This is a genomic window from Gemmatimonadales bacterium, from assembly GCA_036265815.1.
In the GTDB taxonomy this organism is placed as follows: Bacteria; Gemmatimonadota; Gemmatimonadetes; order Gemmatimonadales; family GWC2-71-9; genus CAVVWJ01.
Window position 1 is genome coordinate 1 of the sequence record DATAOI010000042.1, and the last position, 4,518, is coordinate 4,518.

Below are 4,518 nucleotides of genomic sequence, written 5' to 3' on the forward strand. Positions count from 1 at the left end.
GCGGTGACTCCCCGGCGATCCCCAGGTGAGCGCCGGTCCTAGGTTGTCCTGCGTCGCCGGTGGCACCGATGCCCCGGCTGTGGTCAACCCGGATCGGGACCATGGTCCCAGGAGCTCACCATGCCGGCCTCACGCTCGCAGTCCGCCGTCCTCAGAACCGCACTCCTTGCCGTTGCCCTGGTCGCCGCTGCCTGCAATGACGACAGCCCCGTGGCGCCCGTCGCACCCGATGCCGCCGAGCCGCTCGGGGTCGAGGCGACGGACGGCACGCCCGAGCTGCTGACCGCAGGCAGCGGGGCGCGGATCCTCTTCACGTCCGCTCGCACCGGTGGAGGGGACCTTTACCGGATAGCGTCCAACGGCACCGGGCTGGTCCGTATGACCAGCTTTTCAGGCAGGGATGTGACCTCGGTCTGGTCCCGGGACAACCAACACATCGCGTTCGTGCGCAGCCGGCTGGATGCCTCGAACGTGGCACACCAGGACATCTACCTGATGAATGCCGACGGCACCGGCAAGCATTGGGCGCGGTCCCTCCCGTCTTCGTTCGACATCACCCGTCCTTCGTGGTCGAAAGACGGGACCCGCATCGTCGCCACCGTCTATATCGGCGGCGCGGGACGCCTGGCGTTGATGGACGTGGCCACCGGCAACATGACCTATGTGAACCTCGCGATGGGCGGTCCCATCGGCTACGGACCAGACTGGGACCCGACGAGCCAGCGGATCGTCTATTCAGGAGCGTTGGGCGATACCCTGCACATGATCAACGCGGACGGCACGGGCCACAAGGTCATCCTGCCTCAGAAGCACGTCAGCGACGCCCATTTCTCGCCGGACGGGAAGCGGATCGCGGTGGGCTATGTGCCGCCGGGCGAGAGCTGGGACATCGGGGTGAAAAACCTGGTGGACGGCACCTTCAAGCGCCTTACTTGGAGCGGCTACCTGGATTTCAGCCCGACCTGGTCGGGCGACGGGTCCAAGCTCGCATTCGTGAGCAACCGGTCCGGCAAGAACCAGATCTTCGTCATGCCGAGCGCCGGAGGGACCCAGGTGCGAATCACCGACAACACGGTGGACGAAAACATGCCGGCGTGGTCGCACTGATCGTGTGAAACGTGGGTACGTGAGAGCGCTCAGTCGTTCCCGCGTACCCACCTTCGCGCGCACCGTCAGAGGTTCGCCCACCTGCCATGAGTCGCAGGTACGAATCGCCCAAGAAAAGGGTGCTCCGAGACCACTCCCCGCAGTGACCACCATCACGACACCCCGTCCGACCCTTCTTTACACTCACACGTGAAAGCGGCAGCCTTTGCCGATGTTCACATTCAATGTGAGCGCAAGACATCGTGGCTCTTGCGCAGGGGGGATTGATGAAGCCATTCGATAATCCAGAGACGACCCGAGGGACGGGCACGGTCGTCGGCCTGTTCCGCGACAACACCCAGGCGGAACGGGCAATCCGCGCGCTCAAAGCGGCGGGCTTCGCCGACCGGCAAATCGGCGTACTCATGCAGGACCGGGACGAGCAGCGGCGGTTCGCGATGGACACCGGCACCAAGGCGGGTGAGGGTGCGGCGACGGGTGCGGTGAGCGGTGGCGTCCTTGGCGGTATCCTCGGGCTGCTCGCCGGAGTGGGCGCACTAGCGATTCCGGGAATTGGCCCCGCCATCGCGGGGGGCGCGCTTGCCTCGACACTGACGGGAGCGGGGATCGGCGCTGCCGCCGGCGGCCTGATCGGGGCGCTCATCGGCATGGGCATCCCCGAGGAGGACGCCCGGTACTACGAGTCCGGGTTTCGGGAAGGTGGGATCCTGGTGACGGTCGACGCGGGCGCCGACGCGGACCTGGCGCGTCGGACACTATTTGACTCGGACGCGGAGTTCGGCCCCGAGGCCACCTCGAGACTCGGTGTCGAGGATCGGAAACGCCTGCAGTTGCGTGAGGAAGAGCTGCGGGCGAGCAAGGAGCAGGTGAAGGCCGGCGAAGTCCGGGTTCGCAAGGACGTCGTCACCGAGGAGAAGACCATTCAGGTGCCGGTGACGCGTGAGGAAGCGGTGATCGAACGACACCCCGTCTCGGGTCGACCGGCCAGCGGCGACATCAAAAAGGGTGAAGAGATCCGGATTCCACTCAGTGAGGAGGAGGTCCGGGTGGAGAAACGGCCGGTGGTGAAGGAGGAGATTACGGTCGGCAAGAAGCGGGTGCAGGATACCGAGACCGTTCGCGACACCGTCCGGCGCGAGGAGGCCCGGGTAGAGGAGACTGGCGAGGGCCGTGCGCGCAAGTCGTGGAAGGGCAAGGAGCGCCGCGTCCGGTATGACCAGAGCTACGCCGGCCCGGAGCGCCGATTGGTAACGACGTAAGCCCGACTCCATCCCGCACGAGGGGGTGGCCCTGTGCCATCCCCTCGTAAGGATGGGACGCGCTCAGCCAGCGGCTCCAGACTTCGGCTGCAGGGTCGGCGGTCGGAACGCCGAGATTGCGGTGGATCAGATCCGTACGGTGAGCAAGGCGTGGCTCGGCGCGAAGCTCGGGGCTCTTTCGAGTGAAAATGCGCGGGCGCTCCGGCGACTGATTACCGAGATGTCCGGGGAATAGGTCCAGCCCCCTGCGACAGCCGGTATCCCGCCAGCGCCTCGTTGAGCACCTTTGCCAGCCGCACCCCGCCCGCGATCAACGCATGGTCCACCACTGGCCGGCTCTCCGCTACGTACCACTGCCGGAGCCTCCCGCCGCGCGGGATCGGGCCGTACACTCGCTCCACGGCGATGCGATGGCCCTCCATCGCCCAGTCTACTACCGTCCCCCGCTCGAGCCCCGACACGTCCATCGAATCCATCTCCCGGCGCAGCAGCTCGAAGTAGGCTGACTGGCTCAGGCCGTAGCGGGCGATCAGCTCGCCGTCCCAGGCCTGGTGCAGGCTCATCGGATCGCCCAGTAAGTACACCATGCGCCGATTCCCGCCGCGGTCGCTGTTGTCGGCCACGTGCAACGGCTGGTGCAAATCTCCCAGGAAGTGCACCAGGAACCGGAGCGCCTCCGCACGCTCGGACGGTGACGCTGCCGGGTCGGCCAGGATCCGCCGGTCGGACTCGATCGCGCCGATGAGGCAGCGGCCGTTCTGGCAGTCCTTCTCCGGCAGGTAGACAGTGTCGCGCAGCGGGATGTTGACGTAGTGGAGCCGATCGGCATCGTGACGGTACTGCTTGATGTGATCGGCCCAGACCGCGGCGTCGGCCAGGCTCTGACCGCCGAGGACGTCGCGCACGGCTTCGCGGGTGTGCGGCGTCAGCCGCAGCTCGGCCAGGCGGGCGACAAGCCGGTGTCCGAGGTCGTGCCAGCCCGCGGCTGGCAGCGGTGCGAGAAGGGCGGAGATGAGGATTCGGAGCGCGGCGGCTGTCATCCCTGGGGGCGTAGCGACGAGGGATCTTGCTGGGCCGAGTTCGACTCGTGCGGCCCGGCCGGCATGCCCATAATCTGTAATCCTCGGCTCAGAGTCGGCAAGCGCGCACCGGGCAAGATGCGCATGTTCAGCGGCGGGATCTAACCATTTGACCGCACGGGAAGCGCGGCTACGCCGTCGGTTGCGGCCTCTGAGGTGGCCGCTGGCTTTGGCGGCTTCAACGCGGCTCTCATTTCCTCGGCCTCTTTCAGGACCTTCACGGTCTCCGGGAAACATCGCCCGATCTCCTCGTCCTCCAAGGCCAGCCAGCGCACCTGTCGGTTCTCCCTCCGCCATGCTATCGACGCGTCCGACCTATCTTCAACTGGACTCATTCGCCATAAGCGCGTCAACGGCGTGGCGTCATCTTTGCCCAGCCGCACATCCTTAAACAAATCGATCAGTCGGGCCGGTTGCCCAGTCTCCTCCAGGACTTCGCGCACGGCCGTGACCGAAGACTCCTCGCCAGGCTCGATATGCCCCTTGGGCAGCACCAGCTCCACAGGCTTCTTCTTGGCCCCCACCAGCAGATACTCGTGCACACTACCCGCGATGCCGCCCGCTTTTGCAGGCCCGCATCTGATGCGGGAGATCAATCCGCCGGCGTGCGTCACGTCATCGCTCCCGCTGGACGTCGCCCTGGTCGCGCCGGGCTCCGTCGCCACCTCCAGCGTGATCACGTGCCAGTAGGCCTGCTGTGTGGCCTTGAAGCGCTGGTCCGCGTAGCGCCAGAGCGCCGGGAGGAGCAGCGCGGCCACGACGGCCGCCGGAATCGGACGACCAATGAAAGGGAGAACGATGACCAGCGGCGTGAGCACCACGACGAAGCTGCGGAAGAACTTCGAGTCCGCCTCGAAGCGCTGTACCGCGGCCAGGCCTTCAGGATTGTCTTTGGACAGCCGCGCCTTGGACCACTGAAAGGCATTGATGGCATCGTTCGCCTCGTCGGAGACCGACTGGAGCGCTCGTGCCTTGATCCGCTCGACCTGGACCACCGCCCGGTCGGGGAACTTGCGGAACACCCACTCGGCCAGCGTCCTCCACTGCGGTGGGGACAACTCCTTCTTCGCGGC

General features: G+C 66.4%; 4 protein-coding genes. 2 read left to right on the forward strand and 2 right to left on the reverse strand.

Translation table 11 applies throughout. The annotated features are described in order from the left end of the window. Window positions 1-120: 120 nt before the first annotated feature. Window positions 121-1,107, forward strand: a complete 987-nt coding sequence (locus tag VHR41_08170) for a hypothetical protein (protein ID HEX3234159.1) — start codon at window positions 121-123, stop codon at window positions 1,105-1,107. Window positions 1,108-1,373: 266 nt separating this feature from the next. Beyond that, entirely contained in the window at window positions 1,374-2,366 is a 993-nt protein-coding gene (locus VHR41_08175) for a YsnF/AvaK domain-containing protein (protein HEX3234160.1), read from the forward strand. A 212-nt stretch (window positions 2,367-2,578) separates the two neighbouring features. On the opposite strand, the gene VHR41_08180 is transcribed toward VHR41_08175, so the two are convergent. Together VHR41_08180 and VHR41_08185 are read right to left on the reverse strand one after the other, a co-directional pair. After that, window positions 2,579-3,406: a S1/P1 nuclease gene (locus tag VHR41_08180; GenBank protein ID HEX3234161.1), complete on the reverse strand. Its 828-nt coding sequence runs from the start codon at window positions 3,404-3,406 to the stop codon at window positions 2,579-2,581. Window positions 3,407-3,546: 140 nt separating this feature from the next. Next, the coding region (locus VHR41_08185; protein HEX3234162.1) for an NUDIX domain-containing protein at window positions 3,547-4,518 on the reverse strand (972 nt) is incomplete at its 5' end.